16 protein-coding genes are annotated in these 19314 nt (G+C 62.5%); 9 read left to right on the forward strand and 7 right to left on the reverse strand.

Translation table 11 applies throughout. From position 1 onward, the window contains the following. The first annotated feature begins 62 nt into the window (after positions 1-62). Both zapE and AC07N4_RS05880 read left to right on the forward strand, forming a co-directional pair. A complete protein-coding gene (gene zapE / locus AC07N4_RS05875; RefSeq protein WP_493065153.1) occupies positions 63-1193 on the forward strand; it encodes a cell division protein ZapE in 1131 nt (376 codons plus the stop codon). A gap of 63 nt (positions 1194-1256) precedes the next feature. Then, the gene (locus AC07N4_RS05880; protein ID WP_493065154.1) at positions 1257-2570 is read left to right on the forward strand and encodes a protein kinase; all 1314 of its coding nucleotides are present in this window, start codon (positions 1257-1259) and stop codon (positions 2568-2570) included. A 56-nt stretch (positions 2571-2626) separates the two neighbouring features. Here AC07N4_RS05880 and AC07N4_RS05885 read toward each other — a convergent pair whose 3' ends face one another. Continuing rightward, positions 2627-3331, reverse strand: coding sequence for a YebC/PmpR family DNA-binding transcriptional regulator (locus tag AC07N4_RS05885; RefSeq protein ID WP_007951538.1), 705 nt, complete (start codon positions 3329-3331; stop codon positions 2627-2629). Positions 3332-3550: 219 nt separating this feature from the next. Between AC07N4_RS05885 and AC07N4_RS05890 the strand changes: the two genes are divergently transcribed. Then, on the forward strand, positions 3551-4957 hold the full coding sequence (locus tag AC07N4_RS05890) for a type VI secretion system Vgr family protein (RefSeq protein WP_493065155.1): 1407 nt from the start codon (positions 3551-3553) through the stop codon (positions 4955-4957). A gap of 3 nt (positions 4958-4960) precedes the next feature. Here AC07N4_RS05890 and AC07N4_RS05895 read toward each other — a convergent pair whose 3' ends face one another. Beyond that, positions 4961-6358: an FAD-dependent oxidoreductase gene (locus tag AC07N4_RS05895; protein WP_493065208.1), complete on the reverse strand. Its 1398-nt coding sequence runs from the start codon at positions 6356-6358 to the stop codon at positions 4961-4963. Between the two features lie 67 nt (positions 6359-6425). Beyond that, entirely contained in the window at positions 6426-7751 is a 1326-nt protein-coding gene (locus tag AC07N4_RS05900) for an MFS transporter (protein ID WP_493065156.1), read from the reverse strand. A gap of 270 nt (positions 7752-8021) precedes the next feature. On the opposite strand from AC07N4_RS05900, the gene AC07N4_RS05905 reads away from it, so the two are divergent. Further along, positions 8022-8921, forward strand: a complete 900-nt coding sequence (locus AC07N4_RS05905) for a LysR family transcriptional regulator (protein ID WP_096822323.1) — start codon at positions 8022-8024, stop codon at positions 8919-8921. On the opposite strand, the gene AC07N4_RS05910 is transcribed toward AC07N4_RS05905, so the two are convergent. Next, positions 8891-9751, reverse strand: a complete 861-nt coding sequence (locus AC07N4_RS05910) for a LysR substrate-binding domain-containing protein (protein ID WP_102621726.1) — start codon at positions 9749-9751, stop codon at positions 8891-8893. The two genes, AC07N4_RS05905 and AC07N4_RS05910, sit on opposite strands and share 31 nt — an antisense overlap. A gap of 113 nt (positions 9752-9864) precedes the next feature. On the opposite strand from AC07N4_RS05910, the gene AC07N4_RS05915 reads away from it, so the two are divergent. From AC07N4_RS05915 to AC07N4_RS05925, 3 genes are all read left to right on the forward strand, one after another. Beyond that, positions 9865-10974 carry a 2-aminoethylphosphonate--pyruvate transaminase gene (locus tag AC07N4_RS05915; RefSeq protein ID WP_493065157.1) on the forward strand — a complete coding sequence of 370 codons (1110 nt, stop codon included), beginning with the start codon at positions 9865-9867 and terminating at the stop codon, positions 10972-10974. Between the two features lie 57 nt (positions 10975-11031). Next, positions 11032-11859: a phosphonoacetaldehyde hydrolase gene (gene phnX, locus AC07N4_RS05920; RefSeq protein WP_493065158.1), complete on the forward strand. Its 828-nt coding sequence runs from the start codon at positions 11032-11034 to the stop codon at positions 11857-11859. Between the two features lie 190 nt (positions 11860-12049). After that, positions 12050-12604, forward strand: coding sequence for a cytochrome b (locus AC07N4_RS05925; protein WP_096822327.1), 555 nt, complete (start codon positions 12050-12052; stop codon positions 12602-12604). Here the strand turns inward: AC07N4_RS05925 and AC07N4_RS05930 are convergent. Both AC07N4_RS05930 and AC07N4_RS05935 read right to left on the reverse strand, forming a co-directional pair. Next, positions 12601-13509, reverse strand: a complete 909-nt coding sequence (locus AC07N4_RS05930; protein WP_493065159.1) for a 1-aminocyclopropane-1-carboxylate deaminase/D-cysteine desulfhydrase — start codon at positions 13507-13509, stop codon at positions 12601-12603. The genes AC07N4_RS05925 and AC07N4_RS05930 overlap by 4 nt on opposite strands. A 41-nt stretch (positions 13510-13550) precedes the next feature. Continuing rightward, complete coding sequence (locus AC07N4_RS05935; RefSeq protein ID WP_493065160.1) at positions 13551-15587, reverse strand: oxidoreductase; 2037 nt, start codon at positions 15585-15587, stop codon at positions 13551-13553. Between the two features lie 205 nt (positions 15588-15792). Here AC07N4_RS05935 and AC07N4_RS05940 point away from each other — a divergent pair, with 205 nt between their 5' ends. Both AC07N4_RS05940 and AC07N4_RS05945 read left to right on the forward strand, forming a co-directional pair. Then, positions 15793-16923 carry a nitrilase-related carbon-nitrogen hydrolase gene (locus AC07N4_RS05940; protein ID WP_493065161.1) on the forward strand — a complete coding sequence of 377 codons (1131 nt, stop codon included), beginning with the start codon at positions 15793-15795 and terminating at the stop codon, positions 16921-16923. Positions 16924-16926: 3 nt separating this feature from the next. After that, positions 16927-17967, forward strand: a complete 1041-nt coding sequence (locus tag AC07N4_RS05945; protein ID WP_493065162.1) for an AraC family transcriptional regulator — start codon at positions 16927-16929, stop codon at positions 17965-17967. Between the two features lie 315 nt (positions 17968-18282). Here the strand turns inward: AC07N4_RS05945 and AC07N4_RS05950 are convergent, their stop codons facing one another. After that, positions 18283-19149: a DUF2242 domain-containing protein gene (locus tag AC07N4_RS05950; RefSeq protein ID WP_192558453.1), complete on the reverse strand. Its 867-nt coding sequence runs from the start codon at positions 19147-19149 to the stop codon at positions 18283-18285. Positions 19150-19314: the final 165 nt, after the last annotated feature.

Raw genomic sequence — 19314 nt, forward strand, 5'->3', positions numbered from 1 at the left:
TGGTTACACTACGCCGCCGCGCTCGGGGGGAGCCGGCCTGACGATGACGGAGTGACCTCACCGTGCCCGCCCGACCGCCCGAACGTTCGCGTCTGTCACAACGCCTTTCAGGATTACGCCGCTTGTTCGGCAAGCGAAACCTGGCCAGTGCCGGCCATTGCGCCAGCGCCCAGTCGATTCGCGATTATTTCCGGCACAAGGCCCATGGCCAGGGCTACACCCTCAGTCACAGCCAGCAGCGGGTGATCGACTGCATGGCACAGCAGGCCGGCCTGTTGTTCGGCCCTTCGGCGCAAACCCCGCCCAGTCTTTACCTGCACGGCGCCGTCGGGCGCGGCAAGAGCTGGTTGCTCGACGGTTTTTTCCAGGCGTTGCCGATCCAGCAGAAACAGCGCCTGCACTTCCATGAGTTCTTCGCCCGCCTGCACCAGGGCATGTTCAAGCATCGCGAACAGGAGGACGCCCTCGGCGCCACCCTCGATGAGTTGCTGCAGGACTGCCGGGTGCTGTGCTTCGACGAGTTCCATGTGCATGACATCGGTGACGCGATGCTCATCACCCGCCTGTATAAAGCCCTGTTCCAGCGCGGAATCCTGTTGCTGGTGACCTCCAACTATCCGCCGGAAGGACTGTTGCCCAACCCGCTGTACCACGCGCGGTTCAAACCGGTGATCGACCTGATCAATGCCCGCATGCAGGTCATGGAAGTCGGCGGCCCCCACGACTACCGCAGCCAGGCGCGCAACCACGCGCATCAGCTGTTCACCCAGGGCCATTACGTTTGGCCAGCCACGCCGGCACAACGTCTGGCGCTGGACTTGCCGCCACGCGATACCGCGCCGCAGCCGTTAGCGGTCGGCAACCGGGTTTTACAGGCGCGTCTGTGCACAGGCCGCCGCGTCGCCTTTACCTTCAATGACCTTTGCGAGCAGCCCACGGCCGTGATGGATTATCTGGAACTGTGCCGGCGCTTCGACCAGTGGATCATCGATGAACTGCCGGAACTGGACGCATGCTCGATTGCCGTCCAGCAGCGCTTCATCAACCTGATCGACGTGCTCTACGATCAGGACAAACACCTGACGCTGCTCGGGCAGTTGCCTCTGCACGAAAGCCTGGCCGGCAACGCCATTGACCTGGCCCGCACCCGCAGCCGGCTGGGGCAATTACCGGAAGTGCGTGAACCGGCCTGATTTGCCGTTATCATGCCGCCCATTCCCGGCGTCACTGCGCCCTCTTTGATAGCGACCCATTACATGCACACCCTTGCTCAATTGCGCGCCGGCGAACTGTCGGGCATCACCCGGCTGGACCTGGTCGAAGGCTTGACCGAGTTCCCACCCGAGATCTTCGACCTGGCTGACACGCTGGAGGTGCTCAACCTCAGCGGCAACGCGCTGAGCAGCCTGCCTGACGACTTGCATCGCCTGCGCCATCTGCGCGTGCTGTTCTGCTCCGATAACCGGTTCACCGAACTGCCTGAATCCATGGGTCAGTGCCAAGCACTGACAATGATCGGCTTCAAGGCCAACCGGATTGCCCAGGTCTCCGGAACCGCCCTGCCACCGCGCTTGCGCTGGCTGATCCTGACCGACAACCTCATCGAAACCCTGCCCGCCGAACTGGGTGAGCGCCCGCTCCTGCAAAAACTCATGCTCGCCGGTAACCGTCTGTGCGCGCTGCCGCCATCGTTGAGCCAGTGCCATCGACTGGAGCTGATCCGCATCGCCGCCAACCAGTTGACGGAACTGCCGCAATGGCTGTTGACCCTGCCGAGCCTGACGTGGCTGGCCTACGCCGGCAACCCGCTGGAAACCGAGGCCGACGCCGCCGCACTGGAAGCCACGCCGCTGATCGACTGGTCGACCTTGCGCCTGGAGCAACGGCTGGGCGAAGGCGCGTCCGGGGTGATTTCCCGTGCGTCGTGGCAGCCGGTCGGCCAGCCTGAGCGCTCGGTGGCGGTCAAACTCTACAAGGGCGAAATGACCAGCGACGGCTCGCCGTTGCACGAGATGAACGCCTGCATCACCGCCGGGCTGCACCCGAACCTGATCCGGGTCGAGGGCCGCATCGGCAATCACCCCGATGGCCAGCAAGGACTGGTGATGCAACTGATCGATCCGAGCTATCGCAACCTCGCCGCCTTGCCGAGCCTGGCCTCCTGTTCGCGGGATATCTACACCGATGACTGCCGGTTCAGTGCCAATGTCGCCTTGCGCATCGCCAAGGGGATTGCGTCGGTCGCCGAGCATCTGCACGAACAAGGCATCACCCATGGCGACCTCTATGGGCACAACATTCTGTTGAACGATCAGGGCGACTGTCTGCTGGGGGACTTTGGCGCGGCGTCATTCCATGCCACCACGGACAACCTGGAAACCCGCGCACTGCAACGCATCGAAGTGCGAGCGTTCGGGATTTTGCTGGGGGAATTGCTGGCACGCATCGACTCGGGTCTGAGTGCGGATCGGCGTGAGGTGCTGGAGGCGCTGGAACAGCGCTGCTGTCAGCCGGATGTGCTGGCGCGACCGGGATTCAGTGAGGTTGTGCAGCAGCTGGAAGCGTTGTAGCCGCTACACCGCCATCGCGAGCGAACTCGCGATGGCGGCATCATTGACGCAGCGGATCAGCCGGCCAGGCCGACGAACATGTCCTGCACGTCGTCGTGGTTGTCGAGGCCTTCGAGGAACGCTTCGACTTCAGCCATCTGCTCGTCACTCAGGCCGCTGACCGGGTTCTTCGGCTGGTAGCCCAGCTTGGCCGACAGCACGGTGAAACCTTGCTCAGGCAGGGCTTTCTGCACCGAATCCAGGTCGGTCGGGTCGGTCAGGAACAGGGTTGCGCCCTCTTCGCCCGGCTCGAAATCCTGGGCACCGGCTTCAATCGCGGCCATTTCCGGATCGGCGTCCGGGGTGTCCGGCGAGGCTTCGATCATGCCGACGTGGTTGAAGTCCCACGCGACCGAACCGGAAGCGCCCAGTTGGCCCTTGCGGAACGCCACGCGGATTTCCGCCACGGTGCGGTTGATGTTGTCGGTGACGCACTCGACGATCAACGGAACCTGGTGCGGAGCGAAACCTTCGTAAGTCACGCGATGGTACTGAACGGTCTCACCCAGCAGGCCCGCGCCTTTCTTGATCGCGCGGTCCAGGGTTTCCTTGGGCATCGAGGCTTTCTTGGCCTGTTCGACCACCAGACGCAGGTGTGCGTTGGTGGCGGTATCGGCACCGTTGCGGGCAGCGATGGTGATTTCTTTCACCAGTTTGCCGAAGATCTTGCCCTTGGCGTTGGCTGCCGCTTCTTTGTGTTTAACCTTCCACTGTGCGCCCATTACTCACTCTCTTGATCTGTGGCGCCGAGACATCTATTGGCCGACGCGTGGCGCCAAGTTTATACGGCCTAAAGTCGGCAATCGACCAAAAATTCCGTCACGTGTCGACATCTTCTACACACCTTGTAGGGCGATTCTGAAAAACCGGTTTGTCATGACCATTTCGCACTGCGGTTTCGTACCCTCTGTGGCCCGTATGACCCGACAGAGCCCGTCCGAATGCTCAATGACAAGGAAAGTCCCTTTACGCTGACCCTCCTCGAGGGTGGCCTGTGCCTGCCGGTACTGCGTTTCAGCGGCCACGAAGGCCTGAACCGGCCCTATCGTTTCGAGATAGAAGTCCTTGGCCTGGCCCCGGCCCTCGCCCCCGCCACCCTGTTGCATCGGTCGGCCTTCCTGCAGTTGAGTGAAGGTCATGGCCTTCACGGCACCCTTCATAGCGCCAGTTGCGAACATCGCGGTGCCCATCGGATCGGTTACCAAGTGGTGCTGGTGCCGCACCTGCAGAGGTTGGAGCAGCAGCCCAGGCGCCGGGTGTTCACCCGGTTGAGCGTGCCGGACATTCTCGAAAGACTGCTCACCGAACATCGCCTGCCCGCACACGGTTACCGGCTCGACCTGACGGTGGGACACTATCCACCGCGTGCGTTCTGCATCCAGTACGACGAGACCGACCTCGCACTGTTGCATCGACTGTGCGAGGAAGAAGGCATCCACTATCACTTCGAGCACCGGCCGGATGGCCATGTCGTGGTGTTCGCCGACGACAGTCTGAACCTGCCGCAGCCCCCGATACCCGTGCCCTTCTGTCCAGAGAACGAGGCGCGCGCGCCCACTCTCAGTACGCTGTTCCTGCGTCACGACGCCGTCACGGCGCAGGTGTCACCCACCGTCCGTGAACGCGGGCAACCGAGCAACGACGATGAGGCGGCCAATCACGCGGTGACAGGCGTCATCCCCCTGCGAGGATTCCCGCCCTCCGGGCAACGCCACGCCGATCAACGCAGCCGTCGCCAACTGGAACGCCAGCGCTGTCAATACCGTTGCATTCAGGGTCGCAGCGATTGCACGCAATTGCTCAGTGGCCATCTGTTGCAGGTTACGGATCATCCGGTGGGTGCGTTCAACGAGCAGTGGCTGATCACCGAATTGCGCCATCAGGGGCAGCAGCCGTCGATTCTCGACCCGATGTCCACACCTCGCCGTTATCACAACGACTTCACCGCACAGCCTTGGTCGACGGAGTATCGCCCGCCGCTGCGGCAACCGCGCCCAAGCATTCCGGGCTATCACCCGGCGCAAGTCCTGGGCTCGCCCGGGCAACCGCCGCAGCTGGACGATCTGGGCCGAATCGCCGTCCGGTTATGGCCCGGGCCGGCACAGAAAGCCGACAGTGACGGCTTATGGCTGGCAATTGCCATGGTCGGTGCGGGCGGCCGGATCGCCAGGGAAGCGCTGCCGCGTGCTGGCAGCGAAGTATGGGTGAGTTTTCTCGACAGCGATCCGGATCGACCGATCCTGTGCCTGGACGTCAGCCAACCTCGCCCGGCGCGCAAAACCCCGGAACCGCACGACAACGGCTTGTTGCTCGACTGGCTGCTCAATCGCACCCCGCCTTCGTCCTGACGTTCAACCCTTGTCAGCCTTGCCGGCGGCGGCGGCGAATTTCGCCAGGCGTACATCGAGGTGCCGAGGTCGCCGCCCGTGATCCTCGGCGCGCTCCTTGCGGCGAATGGCGTTGCGCACCATCAGCGAACCGAGATAGCGGATAGGCTCAGGCGGAAAGTAACCCAACGGCCCGTTAACCAGCGGCGAACGCGTCCACGGGTTGTCGAGACCTAGCACCAGCGAGGCGAGAATCTGCCCGCCCATGTGACACGGTCCAACCCCACTGCCGGAATAACCGAACCCGTAGAACACGTTGCCGCTGGCACTCATCTGGCCGAAAAACGGCAGGCCGGTGACCGAACGATCCGACGGGCCATTCCACGTTGCGTCGACCTTCACATCGGCGAAGGCCGGGAAAAAATCGTCGAGGCTGCGCTTGAGCAACCCGGCGTAAGGCGATGGTTGATCAAACACCGGCAGCATCCGCCCGCCGTAAGCGAAGGTGTTGCCGCCTTTGCCGAGCATGATCCGGCCGTCCGGGGTGTTGTGGTAGTAGTGAACGAAAATCCGCGAATCAAGCACGGTCACGCCGCTGGTCAAGCCGATTTCCTGCAACAGCTCCGGGCGCGGCTCGGTGATCAGCATGTCGCTGGAGACAATCGCCACGCTGCGTTCGAACTGCGGAAATGCACGGGCCATCCAGGCATTCATCGCCAGCACCACGCGGTCGGCGACCACACTGCCGCTGGCCGTCTGGAGACGCGCCGGACGCCCTTCCTCCAGTCCGGTCATCGCTGTGCTCTCGTGGATTTTTACGCCCAGTTGCAATGCTACTCGCCGCAGCCCACGCACCAGCTTGCCCGGCTGCACACTGGCGGCAGCCGGCGAGAACCAGCCTTCCAGATGCTTGTCGGAACCGGCCATGCGCTGAACATCGGCAACCGGACGTTGGGTGAACGAGTTGATACCGTTGCGCTCAAGCGCCGCAATCACCGCATCGGTCGAACCGCATTGCGCTCGGTTGGTGGCGGTATAAAGCGTGCCGTCCAACCGGTAATCGGCATCGACGCCGTACTGCTCGCAGAACTCGCCGATGGCGTGGATGCTGCGTTCGGATTCCTTGACCAGCCGCACCGCTTCCTCGACGCCGAACAGCCGCTCGAGGGTGAAATACTTTGCCGACCATGACAGCGCACAACCGCCATTGCGCCCACTGGCACCGGCGCCGCAGATGTCGGCCTCGATCAGCAACACCTCGAGTTCGGGGTTCTGTTGCTTGAGCATGATCGCCGTCCACAAACCAGTGTAACCGCCCCCGACGATGCACACGTCGGTGCGCACTTCGCCTTGCAGCGGCGGGCACGGTTCGGACGAATCGAGTTGCAAGGCCTGCTCCAGCCAAAACGGTCTCATGAAAATTCTCCAGTCAGTCGGCCACAGCACAGCCTGCCGCGAATGCCGCAGCAGGCCGCGAGGCAGGGATTGTTCAGTTACGCAGGGGTTTGATCGCCAGGGCCCGATTGGGCACGTAGGCACGCGGTTCCATGACGCCGACCGGGCGGCTGTTCCAGTGTGGAATCAGCACCAGCGCCGAGAACAGCGCGCAACCGGCGAACACGATGAACACCGTCACCGAGTCGAAGTAGCCCGGCAGCAAACCACCGAGCACCGCACCGACCGAGCCGCAGCCGTTGACGAATCCGGCGGCGGTGGCGCCGGCCTTGGCCTTGCCGAAATCGATCGCGGCCGCGCCGCTGATCATCGAGTCAGGGCCGTACAGGGTCAGGCCCATCACGAACAGCAGCGCCACCACCAGCATCACGCTGCCGGTGTGCAAGGCGCCCATGAACAGCGCCAGGGTTACGGTCAGCGCCAGCAGGCTCAGTACGCAGGCCGGCATGCGTCGGGCGCCGAACAGTTTGTCCGAGGCCATGCCGATCATGATCGGACCTAAAAGACCTGCCAGTTCAAACGAGGTCGGAATGATCGCCGCGCCGACCTTGCCCACGGTGGGCATCTGCTCGAAGACGATCACCGGGCCCCACAACAGAATCGCGTAGCGCGCCGGTTTCAGCAGAAAGTACGCCAGCCCCAGCACCAGCACCGTGCGGTTACGGAGGATTTCCTTGAGCGGTTCCCAGACGCTGAGTTTGCTGTTGGCTTCGGCTTCCTCGGCACTGATGACCGGCTCCGGTTCCACCGCCGGCAGGCCGACATCTTCAGGTTTGTTGCGCTGAAAGATGAAGAACAACACCGCCACCGCCGCGACCACCGCCGCACTGGAAATGAACGCCGCGTGCCAGGTGCCGACCAGCGTGTACGCCCACCAACCGGCGAACGGCGAGGCCACCAATCCACCGAAGGCGTAGCAGGAACTCCACAACCCGAGCACTCGCCCGCGCTGTTCCGAAGGGAAAAAACTGCCGAGGTTCTTGCACAACCCCGACCAACCGGTGGACTGCGCCAGGCCCTGAATCAACATGCAGGTGGCGAAGATCGGCAAGGTCGCAAAACTGCCCATCACCAACGCCGCCGCAGCGGAAATAAGCAACCCACCGAGCACCACGACCCTTGGACCAAAGCGGTCGGCGAGCATGCCCCAGGTGAACTGGCCAATGGCGTAGGCCGCCAGGTAAATCGCGTCGAGGTTGGCCATGGCCATTTTGTCGAGCATGAAGGTGGGGTCTTCGGCGATGCCCAGTTTGGCCACCGAAAAGGCTTTGCGGGTGAAATAGAACGCGGCGTAAGCGAGCCAGGTAACAGCGAAGATCTGCATGCGCCAACGCGCAAGGGTGCCGATGTGCTTGTTCATTGTGGTTCTGACCTCAGGGTGTGAGTGTGCCGGCAGAATCGTTAAGTAAACGCCTGTGTTTTTTATTGTTGAGCACTGCGATATCACCCCGTCCCTTCGGCGATACCGGTCAGATGAGTCCTGGTGTTGCACGCACAGGCTCATGGCCAGCGTCGCTGCCCGACCGGGCAGTCAGCGTTGGCGTGAGCCGATCAAAGCAATTACTGTTTAATAAATAAAATCGATTTATCGTATTTCACACATAAGCTCAGCTTGTTAATGGAGTCTGCGATGTCTGTTTCCCACGCCCAGCTCAAAGCCTTTCACGCCGTGGCCGTGCACGGAAGCTTCACCAAGGCCGCCGAGCGGCTTTATCTGACGCAACCGGCGATTTCCGATCAAGTGCGCAAGTTGGAAGAGCGCTTCGGCGTGTTGCTGTTCCATCGCAACAAACGCTCGGTGCGCCTGACGGATCTGGGCGAACGCCTCCTGGCAATCACCCAGCGCCTGTTCGTGGTCGAGGCCGAAGCCCAGGAGCTGCTCCAGGAATCCCAGGCTCTGCAGACCGGCAGCCTGATTCTGGCCGTGGATGCGCCGGTGCATGTGTTGCCGCAGATCGCCCGGTTCTGCGAGCGCTACCCGGGGATCAGCGTGAAGATCGAAACCGGCAACACCGATGAATCGCTGTTTCGCCTGTTCAACTATCAGGCTGATCTGGCGTTGCTCGGGCGCGATGTCAGCGATGAACGCCTGCTGTGCGTGCCGCTGCGCAACGATCCGATGGTGGCATTCGTCTCGCGCCATCATCCGTGGGCCAAGCGTGAATCGATCTGCCTGGAAGATCTCGACGACACGCCGCTGGTGCTGCGCGAACACGGCTCGGTGACCCGCCAGACCCTGGAAGAAGAAATGGCCCGCGCCGGTTTCCGCATCCGCCCGGCGATCCAGGTCGAGGGCCGGGAAGCCGCGCGGGAAGCGGTGGTCGTGGGGATTGGCGTGGGCGTGGTGTCGGCGGCGGAGTTTGGCGCTGACTCAAGGGTTTGTGCGCTACCGATCACCGATTGCACCCGGCGTTTGACCGAGACATTGGTGTGCCTGCGGGAGCAGAGTTCGCGTCGGGTGGTGGCGACGTTTCTCGAGATGGTGCGCGAGAGTCTTGTTCAGACCGGCGCCAATCCGAAAAACGCCTGAATCAAGCGCAACTCCCGCCGCCGCTCCACACAGCCGATCATGTGCCGGTTCACCAGCCCTTCTCCCGCGATGGGAATCGCGACGACACGGGGGTCGTGGCTGACTTCAACCGATGACACCACGCCAACCCCCAACTCAGCCGCCACCGCTTCCGTCACCGCCTCGCGGCTGTCGAGTTCCAGCAACACCCGTGGATTGACCGACGCCTGCGCACAGGCCTGATCGAAGGTGCGTCGGGTAATCGAACTCGGCTCGCGCAAGACCATGATCACCTGATCCAGCTCCTTGAGCCTGACTTCGCCACTGCGTTTCGCCCACGGATGCCCGGCCGGCACCAGTGCGCAGATCCGCGATTCGCTCAGCGCTTGCAGGTGCAGGCCCTTGCGCGGCTCGACTTCGGTCAGCACCGCCACGTCCGCATGTTCGGACAACAACGCCGCCAACGTTTCCTGAGCGTTGCCCAACCGCAGGTTCACCGTGATCCCGGGGTACCGTGCCCGCAGGCTGGCGAGCATCGGCATGACCATGTGCGGACCGTCCGCCGCCACCTCAAGTCGCCCGGTGAGCAACTGCCGGTTGGCTTCAAGCAGCGCCTGGGCCTCTTCGGCCATGCCGAACATCGCCCGGGTGATCGCCGCCAGTTTGGTGCCCTCCTCGGTCAGCTCGACCCGGCGTGCCGTCCGTCGCAACAGCGTGATCTGGTAATGCTCCTCCAGCGCCTTGATGTGCCCGGTGACCGCCGGCTGGCTGATGAACAGGCGTGCGGCGGCACGGGTGAAGCTGCCTTCCCGGGCCACGGCGTCGAAGGCGCGGAGCTGGAACAGGTTCATGAATAACCCTCACTGATGGCTGGCATAACAACAAACAATTTGATTGATGATCCGCCGAATTGCAACGTATGCCCCGTAGCTTCATCCCACAGCGCTATCGCGAGGACACACGAATGAGTACTGCCGCACCCATCCTGCTCACTCCCGGCCCGTTGACCACCTCGGCCCGCACCCGCCAGGCGATGATGGTCGACTGGGGTTCATGGGATGACCGCTTCAACCAATTGACCGCCAGCCTGTGCGAGCAACTGCTGGCCATCCTCAACGGCGCCGACAGCCACCACTGTGTGCCTTTGCAGGGCAGCGGCACCTTCGCCGTCGAAGCCGCGATCGGCACCCTCGTCCCCCGCGACGGCAAGGTGCTGGTGCTGATCAACGGCGCCTACGGCAAGCGTCTGGCGAAAATCTGCGAAGTGCTGGGCCGCTCGTTCAGCACCTTTGAAACCGCTGAAGATGAACCGACCACCGCCGCCGACGTCGACCGCCTGCTGCGCGCCGACAGCGACATCACCCACGTCGCGCTGATCCACTGCGAAACCAGCACCGGCATCCTCAATCCACTGCCGGAGATCGCCCAGGTCGTCGAGCAACACGGCAAACGCCTGATCATTGATGCCATGAGCTCGTTCGGCGCCTTGCCGGTGGATGCGCAAAAAGTCCCGTTCGATGCACTGATCGCCGCTTCCGGCAAATGCCTGGAAGGCGTGCCGGGCATGGGCTTCGTGTTTGCCCGCAAGCAATCCCTGGCCGCAGCCGCCGGCAACTCCCATTCGCTGGCGATGGACCTGTTCGACCAGCACAGCTACATGAAGAAGACCGGCCAATGGCGCTTCACCCCGCCGACCCACGTGGTCGCGGCGCTGCACGAAGCCCTGCTGCAATACAACGAAGAAGGCGGCCTGTCGACACGGCATGCGCGTTACGCCGCCAACTGCCAGGCGCTGATGGAAGAGATGGGCAAACTCGGCTTGCGCAGCTTCCTGCCCGCCGCCATCCAGGCACCGATCATCGCCACGTTCCATGCGCCAAAGGATCCGCGCTACCAGTTCAAGGACTTCTACGAACGGGTCAAGGCCAAGGGGTACATCCTTTACCCCGGCAAGCTGACCCAAGTCGAAACCTTCCGCATCGGCTGCATCGGCCACGTTACCCCGGCGCAGATGCGTGAAGCCGTCTCGGCAGTGGGTGAAGTGCTGCGCGAGATGGAAGTGCTCGACATCTGATTCATCCGGCCCGCTCCCCCATTTGAATTGCATTGCCCACTCAGGAATTTGATTGCCATGAACTACAACAACCCAAGCAAACTGCAAGCTGCCATCCTCGACTGGGCCGGCACCGTGGTCGATTTCGGTTCTTTCGCACCGACCCAGATCTTCGTCGAAGCCTTCGCCGAATTCGACGTCCAGGTCTCCATCGAAGAAGCTCGCGGCCCGATGGGCATGGGCAAGTGGGATCACATCCGCACCCTGTGCGATCAGCCGCAGGTTGCCGAGCGCTATCGCAAGGCGTTCGGCCGCACCCCGACCGATGACGACGTCACCGCAATCTATAACCGCTTCATGCCGCTGCAGATCGAGAAAATCGCCGAGCACTCGGCGCTGATCCCCGGCGCACTGGAGACCATCGCCAACCTGCGTCAGCAAGGGATCAAGATCGGCTCCTGCTCGGGCTATCCGAAGCAAGTGATGGACAAAGTCGTGGCACTGGCCGCCAGCAACGGCTACATCGCCGACCACGTCGTGGCCACCGACGAAGTGCCGAACGGCCGCCCATGGCCGGCACAGGCCCTGGCCAACGTGATTGCGCTGGGCATCGACGATGTCGCCGCCTGCGTGAAGATCGACGACACCGTGCCGGGGATTCTTGAAGGTCGTCGCGCCGGGATGTGGACCGTGGCGCTGATCTGCTCCGGCAACGCGCTGGGCCTGGATTACGAAGGCTACCGCGCACTGGGCAGCGACGCGCTGGCCAGCGAACGCAAGCGCATTCACGCGCTGTTCGAAGGTTCGCGTCCGCACTACATGATCGACACCATCACCGATCTGCCGGAAGTGATCGCCGACATCAACAAGCGTCTGGCCAACGGTGAAATGCCGCAAAGCAGCTGATAACGCAGCCTGCGGCAAACAGAAACGCCAGTGTCTGCGCGACACTGGCGTTTTTTTATGGGCAAACCCCTGATTTCGCGCAATGAAAGAGTTTTTAGACACGCGCAAATCGGCCAAAGCGGATTACAGTTAAAGCATGCCGTCGCTCAAGAACGGCACGTTTCGACCCTGATCCGTGAGGAAATACCGTATGCCGTGGACAAGTTCCGAATCACGCTACAGCACCGTGTCAGTCCTGTTGCACTGGTTGATGCTGGTGTTGTTGGTGCTGGTGTATGCCAGCATGGAATTGCGAGGCATCTTTCCCAAGGGCAGTGGTGGCCGCTCGCTGATCCGTGAAGCGCATTACATGCTCGGCCTGACCGTGTTCGTGCTGGTGTGGTTTCGCCTGCTGGCCCGCAGCATCGGCCCGGCACCGAAAATCTTCCCGGCTTCACCGCAATGGCAGACCGCACTGGCCCGACTGATGCACTGGGCGCTGTACCTGTTCATGATCAGCATGCCGATCCTTGGCTGGCTGATTACCAGCGCCGAAGGTCATCAAGTGATGTTCTACGGTTTCGACCTGCCGTTGCTGGTGCAAGAGGACAAAGCCTTCGCCAAACAGGTTGAACACTGGCACGTGTTGATCGGCAATATCGGCTACTGGCTGATTGGCCTGCATGCGCTGGCGGGGCTGTATCACCATTATGTGGTGGGCGATAACACACTGCTGCGGATGATGCCCAAGCGCAACCAGGTTTAGCCATCGAATCCACGCCGGCCCTGCAAGCCGCCGGTGTGGACGAAGATCAGTCGCGTTCCACGGGCAAAGCGGCCCGCCTCGATCTGCTGTTTGAGTGCCAGCAAAGCCTTGCCGGTATAGAGCGATTCGAGGGGAATGCCGCTGGCCTGTTCAGCCTGTGCGATGAACTCAAGCAACGGCGCATCGACTTTGGCGAAACCGCCACGGCTGGCGTCGATCAGTTCGTAGCCTGCGATGTCACCGACAATCGCTTCGACGTTTGCAGCGACGCCGTGATCGTCGGGCACGGCCATGGCGCCATACACCGGGTGTTTACCCGCCTCCGCCAGAACCAGTCCCGCGAGCGTGGTGCCAGTGCCGCACGCCAGCCACCAACCGTCATGGTCGTCCCAACCGAGCTTGCCCAGTTGCTCACTGACCTGATCCTTGAGTGATGCGCAACCCTGTGCGCCAGGCAATCCGCCGCCACCTTCGGGCACCGGATGCAGCGTCGGATATTGCGCCAGCCACGGCTGCCAGAACCCCGGCTCGTGCCGCGCCCGGTAGCCACCAAAACCGAGCCAGTGCAGCTGCATGCCGAAGTCCTGTAGATCCCTGACCGTCGGCGTGTCCTGCGGATGCCCGCGAAGCAAACCGACCGTTGCGAATCCCAAGCGCTTGCCCGCAGCAGCCAGTGCATGCAGATGATTGGAGTGCGCACCGCCCAGGCTGATGATGCCTTCGGCGCCCGCACGGTCGGCGGCTTTGAGGTGTTCGACGAGTTTGAACCACTTGTTGCCGCTGATCAGCGGATCGATCCGGTCCAGACGCAGAATCGCGACTTCAATGCCGGCGGCAGTGAGCCAGTCCAAATGAAGGGGTTCGAGGGGGGCTGGGGCCAGCCAGTCGGTGGGAGGCAGAAACATGAAGGCCGGCTCTGTGCAAAGAGCCGGCATTCTAGGGTGGATCAGAGCTCGGCGGCCAGACGCGAACCCTGATTGATCGCACGCTTGGCATCCAGCTCGGCCGCCACATCGGCGCCGCCGATCAGGTGCACGTTCTGCCCGGCTGCCACCAGCCCTTCTTGCAGCTCGCGCAGCGGATCCTGGCCAGCGCAGATGACGATGTTGTCCACCGGCAGCACTTGCGGCTCGCCGGTTTCACCGATGCGGATGTGCAGGCCTTCGTCGTCGATCTTCAGGTACTCGACGCTGTTGAGCATCTGCACCTGCTTGTTCTTCAGACCGGTGCGGTGAATCCAGCCGGTGGTCTTGCCCAGACCGTCGCCGACCTTGGACTTCTTGCGTTGCAGCAGGAACACGTCACGGGCCGGTGCATGCGGTGCAGCCTTGATCCCGGCCACACCACCACGGGCCTCGAGGTGGGTGTCGATGCCCCACTCTTTCCAGAACGCAGCGCGATCCTGACTGGTGGCCACACCTTCATGGACGAGGAATTCCGACACGTCGAAACCGATACCGCCGGCGCCGATCACCGCCACCCGTTTGCCGACCGGTTTGCGCTCGAGCAGCACATCCAGATAGCTCAACACCTTGGCGTTCTCGACACCCGGAATCGCCGGCAGGCGCGGCGCAATACCGGTCGCCAGGATGACTTCGTCGTAACCGCCCTCTACCAGTTTCGCCACATCGACTCGGGTGTTCAGGCACACCTCGACGTTGGTGGTCTGCAACTTGCGTTTGAAGTAGCGCAGGGTTTCGTAGAACTCTTCCTTGCCCGGCACACGCTTGGCGACGTTGAACTGACCGCCGATTTCACCGGCCGAATCGAACAGCGTCACCTGATGCCCGCGCTCGGCGGCAACAGTGGCGGCGGACAGACCGGCAGGGCCGGCACCGACCACGGCAATCTTCTTGATCTGCTTGACCGGCAGGTAGTTGAGCTCGGTCTCGTGGCAGGCACGCGGGTTGACCAGGCAACTGGTGAGCTTGCCACCGAAAGTGTGATCGAGGCAGGCCTGGTTGCAGCCGATGCAGGTGTTGATTTCGTCGGCGCGGCCTTCGGCGGCCTTGTTGACGAAGTCCGGGTCGGCGAGGAACGGACGCGCCATCGACACCATGTCGGCATCGCCTTCGGCCAGGATCTGCTCGGCGACTTCCGGGGTGTTGATGCGGTTGGTGGTGATCAGCGGAATGCTCACCGAACCCCGCAGCTTGGCCGTGACCTTGCTGAACGCCGCACGCGGCACTTTGGTGGCGATGGTCGGAATCCGCGCTTCGTGCCAGCCGATACCGGTGTTGATGATGGTCGCGCCGGCCTGCTCGATGGCTTTGGCCAGGGTGACGATTTCTTCCCAGGTGCTGCCACCTTCGACCAGGTCGAGCATCGACAGACGGAAGATGATGATGAAGTTCGGGCCGACCGCTTCACGCACCCGGCGAACGATTTCCACCGGCAGGCGCATGCGGTTTTCGTAGCTGCCGCCCCAGCGGTCGGTACGGTGGTTGGTGTGGGCCGCGAGGAACTGGTTGATGAAGTAGCCTTCGGAACCCATGATTTCCACGCCGTCGTACTCGGCGGTCTGGGCCAGTACCGAGCAGGTGACGAAATCGCTGATCTGTTTCTCGATACCTTCCTCGTCCAGCTCTTTGGGCTTGAACGGGTTGATTGGCGCTTGAATGGCGCTCGGGGCCACCTGTTTCGGGCTATAGGCATAACGGCCGGCGTGGAGGATCTGCATGCAGATCTTGCCGCCCGCCTCATGCACGGCGCGGGTGACGATGCGGTGCTTGAGCGCTTCTTCCTCGGTGGTCAGCTTGGCTGCACCGGAGTACACGCCGCCCTCGTCGTTCGGGCCGATACCGCCGGTCACCATAAGGCCAACGCCGCCACGGGCACGTTCGGCGAAGTACGCCGCCATGCGTTCGAAACCACCCGGCTTCTCTTCAAGGCCGGTGTGCATCGAGCCCATCAGGGTGCGGTTGCGCAACGTGGTGAATCCCAGATCCAGCGGGGCCAGCAGGTGCGGGTAAGTGGCGGTCATCGGTAACTCCACAGCGAGCGATCACGGAAAATGCGGGAGCTCTGCGTCCCCCGTCAGTCATGTTCGACAGACTAAGAGTCGCATCGCTGTCACTCAATGACCGTAACTGACAAGTTATTGATCCAAATGCGCAGCGCCCCTTGGCAAGCGCAGGCATGGGCCCTACCCTAGTCGCACACCCTGTACCCGGCTGTTGTTGGATTTCATGCGCAAACTTTTGTACCTGACCTTTTCCATGGCGCTTGTCGCCGCGCTTACCTTCTACGCCATGTGGGCGGCTGACCGCCCGGCCGGTCATTACCTGTCGGACCTGCGGATCAAACTGGCGGTCGATCAGGGCACCCGAGCCGACCGTGGCAACCTGCTGGGGATTCAGCCGGAACTGTTCCCGACCGACTATCAAAGCTCCGAACGCCTGCACCGCAAGCTCGCCGCTTATTTGCAGCAGGCTCAGGATCAGGGTTTGCTCAATGAAAAAACCATCGTGGTGCTGCCCGAGCATGTCGGCACCTGGCTGATGATCAGCGGCGAGAAAGACGAGCTGTACCAGGCCCCCACCCTCGCCGAAGCGATGAACTGGCTGGCCGCCAGCAACCCGTTGCAGTTCGCCCGCGCCTGGCTCACCGCCAGGGGCAGCAGCCGTCTGGATGACGCCCACTTGCGGATGAAATCCCGAGACATGGCCAAGGACTATCAGTTGCTGTTCGGCGGTCTGGCCAAGGAATTCCACATCACCCTGGTGGCCGGCTCGATCGTGCTGCCGGAACCGAACATCATCGACGGCCGGCTCAAGGTCGGCAGTGGCGCGCTGTACAACACCAGCGTGGTGTTCGGTCGTGACGGCGCCCCGCTCGGTCAGCCACAGCGGCAGATGCGCCCGATCTTCGATCAGGATGACACGACACCCTCCAACGATGTCTCCCGGATCAATGTGATCGATACCCCGGCCGGGCGCCTCGGCGTGCTGATCGGCAACGACAGCTGGTACCCGGACAACTATCGCAGACTCGACGAGCAAGGCGCGCAACTGATTGCGGTGCCCGCGTTCGTCATCGGTCATGGCGTGTGGGATCTGCCCTGGCAGGGCTACAGAGGCTTGAACGCGCCAGACTCGGTCAGCCTCAAACCGGGAGAGGTCAGCGAAGGCCAGGCCTGGCACCGCTTGACCCTGACGGCACAACCACCGGGCAGCCGGGCGATTGCCGGCATGAGCGTGTTCCTGCGCGGACAGTTCTGGGACAAGCCAAGCTCCGGGCAGAGCTTCCTCAGCAGCAACGGCCAGCAGTTCGCCGACGGTGAAGCCCGTGGCGCGCGCTTGCTGAACCTCTGGTTGTAAACCATGAAGCCGCTGCCAATGCGCCTCGGGGATCTGTCAGTAGGCTTCGTCCATAGCCTGGCCGATGCCGTGCGCAGCCATGACGCCGACCCGCAACCGCTGCTCGAACAATACGGCCTCGACGCAGCACGACTGGCCGAGGCCGGCGCACGCCTGTCGATCCCGCGCTACATGCGCCTGGGCCATGGCGCGATCCAGTTGACCGGCGATCCGGCACTCGGTTTGCGCATGGGCCAGCTCAGTCGCCTGAGCCAGGCGGGATTGGCCGGCGTCACCGCAGCGCAGGCACCGACCGTGCGCGAAGCCGCCCGCTGCCTGACTCGCTTCGAACCGTTGTACGGTTCCAATTATCGCGGCCAGTCGAGTTTCCACGAGGATGCCAGCGGAGCCTGGCTGCGCTTCTACTCGATCAGCCCGTACAACGCCTACAACCGCTTTGTGGTGGATTCGATCATCGCCGGCTGGCTGCATCAGTTGTCCAGCGTCAGCCCCGAACCGCTGCGCGCCGAACGGATCGAGATCGAATTCGACACCCCGGATTATCGCGACGCATACGCCGTACTCGGCGACTGCCCTGTCCAGTTCGGCGCCGAGCACAATCAGCTGCGTCTGAGCCTCACCAGCCTGGCCGCACGCAACCCGGAGCATTGCCCCAGCACCTGGAAGCATCTGCTGCAACTGTGTGAACGGGAGCTGGAACAATTGACGCGAACCCGCAGCCTGCGCGAACGCATCACGCAATTGCTCGGACCGTTGCTCAATGGGGGTCGTGAACCCGACCTGGAAGAAGTGGCGGCGCGCCTGAAGCTGCCGACCTGGACGTTACGGCGAAAACTGGCCGAAGAAGGCACGCAGTTTCGCGCGATCCTCAACGACACTCGCCGTGATCTGGCGATGACCTACATCCGTGACACTGAACTGGCGTTCGGTGAAATCGCCTACCTGCTGGGTTTCGCCTCGGCCGAAGCTTTCCAGCGCGCCTTCAAGCGCTGGAACGGCCAGACGCCGGGCGAGTTTCGCCGCAGTCACCGCAAGACCGGTTGAAGCCTCAGAGCTCGGTGGCGTCTTCCGCAGGCTCCGGTGAATCCAGTTCGCAGGCCTGGAATTCGAGCAGTTCTTCTTGATAGTCATCCATCGTGTAATCCCCCTAACTGCTTTGCTGAAATGGCCTGGAGCAAATGACCAGTGCCTCGAGCATAAAGTGCCCGTATGAAGGAAAAATGAAACGCAGCCTTCATGAAATAAACGTAGCAGGCGGTCAGGGATTTATCGCGGGGATATTTTCAGAATGTGTGAACCGACATTTCAGATCACACAGAAATCGAAGCGGGAGCGACGTTGCGTCGCTCCCGCAACCGATCAATGCCCGGTTGGCATTGCCGGAATCGGCTCGGACGGCGGCGGCAGATCCGTCGGATTGGCCGGAGGCGTGATGACTTCCGTTGCCGGCGCTGCTGCTGGAACCAGCTCCGAACCTGGTGCCGGGGTGATCGGTGCTGCTTCAGCCGGTGGAACGACCGGCTCTGAACTGACCGGAGCCGGCTCTGCGGGGGCCGGTGTCGCAGCAGGTGCGGCGGCCGGGGCTGGGGCCGGAGTCGGTTCAGCCGCTGGCGTCGGCGCCAATGCGGCCGGCGCTGCCTTAGGTTCCGGCACGCCCAGATCGGCCTTCGGCTTCTCGGTGATGTGCGCAGCTTTCTTCGCATCCGCCGGCAGGAACAGCTCCACCAGGGTGAAGAAGCGCTCGTAGAATTTCTGCGAGGACACGGTTTCGCTGGCCACCTTGACCATCGAGTCGTCAGAGGAGCCGATCGGCATCGACACCGAGCCCAGCACGCCAACCCCCAGGCTGGCCGAGTTGTTGGTCTTCTTCAGCGCGTAGCGGTCCTGCAAGGCGTTGGCGAATACCGTGGCGTGGTGGCCAGCGCTACCATCATCGGCACACACGACGTTGAAGCTGATCTCCAGGTGGGTTTCACCGGTCTGCTGGAAACTCTTGTGTCCGCTGACCAGTTTCGGGTCGCTGCTGGTGATGATGTAGCCCTGGCTGAGCAACGCCCGGCGAGCCGCTTCGCAACTGGCGGTGTCGGTGACCGGGTAATTGCGCGAAAAGGTGCCAGAGTCGTCGAAGTTCTCATGCTCGTAGATAGGCTTGTCCTTGGAGCAGCCGGCAGCGGCGGTCAGCAACAACGCCAACCCGATGAAACGCACGGGAATAGAATTCAACATTAAACATCCTGAGGGAAAAACGGTCCGGGGCGTATTGTGCAACATATCGCTGCCCCGCGGCGTACGGATTAGTGTCTTAAAACAGTTACAACTCTACCGGTCATGGGTGCAGGGAAAAAGGCAAACCGGCCAATGGTCGATGAAAATCCTGTCACCCAGTGATTG

It is taken from the genome of Pseudomonas sp. GW821-FHT09E04 (assembly GCF_059416185.1).